The organism is Microbacterium sp. P2_F9, from assembly GCF_056403635.1.
Genome location: NZ_JBFUFC010000317.1, coordinates 1 through 2,683, shown reverse-complemented (window position 1 = coordinate 2,683; position 2,683 = coordinate 1). Strand labels below are relative to the sequence as shown.

Sequence of the window (2,683 nt, the reverse complement as noted above, 5' to 3'; positions counted from 1 at the left end):
CGTGTGCACCGTGGAGCGGGCGACCGCCCGGCCCCGCGCATCCCGCACCAGCAGGAGCTCGATCGGCTGCGGATGCGGGGAGCGGCCGGTCCACCAGTCGCGCAGGCTCGACTCGAGCAGCGGCACGGCGAGGGCCTGTGGGTGCAGGCGCAGCGGCAGCTCGACGAAGTCGCGGAAGCCGCGGCGATCGGCGACCGCCTCGACGATCACGGGTGCTCCCAGCCGGTGTCCGCATCCGCACTGTCCTCGGCGACCAGCAGGCGGATGAACCCGGCCGTCGCCCAGCGCGTGCCCTCGACGATCCACTGCATCAGGTGGCGATGCTCCGGCATCCGTGCGAAGGCGAGCAGGGCGTCGCGGTCGTCGAAGAAGGCGATCGTACCCAGTGCCCAGAGGCCCGAGCCGTACACCGCGTGCCAGACGTAGCCCTTCATCCGCCGCATCTTCGCGAGCATGGGGTACCAGGTGCGCGCGAGCATKAGCAGGCTGCGCGGTCCGCGGTAACGCGTGGCGCCGAGGAAGAGCGAGCCGCCCTCGATGGGGCTGCGCGGTGGGTTGACGGGCCCGCGCGGCCGGTGACCGTGCCGGCCAGGGCCGAGGGCGCGCCCGCCGGCGACTTCTGGTGGGGTCACGCCGTGCTCACGCTCACGGGTGACGGGGGTGAAGGTCGGGATGTGCGTCATCGTCGGGCCCTCGGCCCGCCAGACGCCGTTCGAGTAGCCGCTCGACTCGGCGCGGTAGCTGCGCGTGCTCGCCTCCGTGACCGTGGCGGCGAAGGCGAGCATGGAATCGCGGTTCGTGAAGCCGATCAGCATGCCCCGGTGGCCGGCGACGCGGTAGCGGTGGTCCCAGAGCCGAGCCGGGTCGCGACGAGCGGTGCGAAGCAGTGCGCGCGCCCAGCCCGCATCAGCCGTCTCGCTGTCGACGACGAGCATCGCCTGAGCCCGACCCTGCGGCGGCGCCTTCGAGAAGTCGGTGGAGCGCATCAGGCGCGMTCCACATCCGCCTGATCGAGAGCTTCCTTCTGATCGAACGTGTAGGCGTTCTTGATCTTGATGTTCCCCCCCACGAACGGCCCGGTGCCGTGGTCGTGCACCTCGATGCGCACGTCGCGGGTGGTCGGATCCTCGGCCAGCGACTGCGCGATGTCGCGCGAGACCCGAGCGAGGTGCGAAAGCACCCCTTCCGCCGCCCGCACGCGCAGATCGGCACGGGCCGCGTCGTCGAGCGCGCTGCCCTCGCGCAGCTGCAGGTGGATGATCGGTCGCTGCTCGTGCCCGCCGATCTCGAGCAGCCCCAGCTTGAACGACTCGATCGCGCTCGCGTACGGATTGTCGAGGTAGAGCCCGTTCTCGACGTCGAGCGGATAGATGTTGGCGCCCATGTACGAGATCGTCGAGTCCTTGCGCCCGAAGAGCAGGACGAACGGCAGCCGCGTCCGCTGGATCGCGAACGCGCGCTCATAGCCGAACGCGAGCCGCGGATGCCGGGCAACGAGCGCCTGCATGCTCGGGAAGTCGATGATCATGGCCTCGTCCCCGATGTTGTACCGGGTCTTCGGGCTCATGATGTCGGTCGAGTTGAGGGTGACCAGCAGCTCGCCGTGCTCGGTCGTCTCGAGGAACGTCTCGAGCGGGTTGTACTGGAAGATCATCGGGATGCGGTTCTCGGCCGCGCCCAGCACGTCCTCTCGCAGGGCCGGGGTGTTCGCCAGCGCGCGGCGCAGCCAGACGGTGAGATCGCTCTCGCCTGCCATGCCGATGGTGAGATCGGAGGCGCCGTAGCCCGCGTACACGCGGTTGAAGCGGTCCTCGAGGTAGTCGCGCAGCCCCTCCGTAAGCGCCTCGCCGCCGACGAAGCCGTTCAGTGTGTACTGCTCCCAGTCGAAACGGGGTTCGGCGTCGAGCCGGTCGCGCAGGTGCTTGAGGAACGGCGGATACGCGCTGATCAGGTAGACGTAGCCGGGCCCGAAGAAGAGCAGGGTGTCGACGATCTTCTCGATGTCCGGACCGGTGTTCTTCACCATCGCGACCTTCGACATCGCGATGCCCGTGTTCGTTCCCGTCGCCCAGGCACCCATCGAGAAGGCGTTGATCGCGAAGAGCTTGCGGGTGCCGAAGATCTGCGTCACGTAGCCGGCCACGTTCTTGTGCACGGTGTTCAGCTCGCGCTTGGACCTCAGCCAGTTGTAGGGCTTGCCGGAGGATCCGCTCGACTCGTCGACGACCGTGCCGATGGTCTCGATGCGGCCGTGCCAGCAGCGCTCGGCCTCCGGGTAGGCGTTCACATAGTCGGTCTTCGAGGTGGGCCGGTAGTTGTCCAGCCGCCACCACCGGAACCGGAAGCCGTTCGCCTTCTGATAGTCGTGGTAAGCGGGCACGTCGAGGTACGCCTGCTGGCAGATCATCCACGCGTTCAGACGCGCGAAACTCCCCATCCACGGCTGGTAGTGGCGCGCCGTCCAGCGCCACACCATCGGATGCACGCGGTACAGCCGGTAGGCGACGGTGACGATCGCGGTCGCGATGCGCAGCACCGCCTGCTGGAGGGCACTGGTGCGCCGCCCGATGGCCGAGGCCCCTCGGGTGTGAACTGCTTCGAGATGCACTGGATCGGTCACGGCATCGCCCCCGCCGCTCACACTATCCCCCGAGGCGCCGGATCCGATCAGTCGGATCCGGCG

General features: G+C 68.7%; 2 protein-coding genes and 1 pseudogene. All 3 read right to left on the bottom strand.

Features of this window, described 5'->3' with window-relative positions; translation table 11 throughout:
• Positions 1–210: pseudogene (locus AC1DVT_RS19360) on the bottom strand (hypothetical protein); the annotation flags it as partial.
• Positions 207–986 (bottom strand): hypothetical protein, encoded by a 780-nt coding sequence (locus tag AC1DVT_RS19355; protein ID WP_477390927.1) that lies wholly within the window; start codon positions 984–986, stop codon positions 207–209. The gene AC1DVT_RS19355 and the pseudogene AC1DVT_RS19360, both read right to left, overlap by 4 nt.
• A complete protein-coding gene (locus AC1DVT_RS19350) occupies positions 986–2,677 on the bottom strand; it encodes a phenylacetate--CoA ligase family protein (RefSeq protein ID WP_477390929.1) in 1,692 nt (563 codons plus the stop codon). The genes AC1DVT_RS19355 and AC1DVT_RS19350 overlap by 1 nt, the downstream gene beginning before the upstream one ends.
• Between the last annotated feature and the right edge of the window lie 6 nt (positions 2,678–2,683).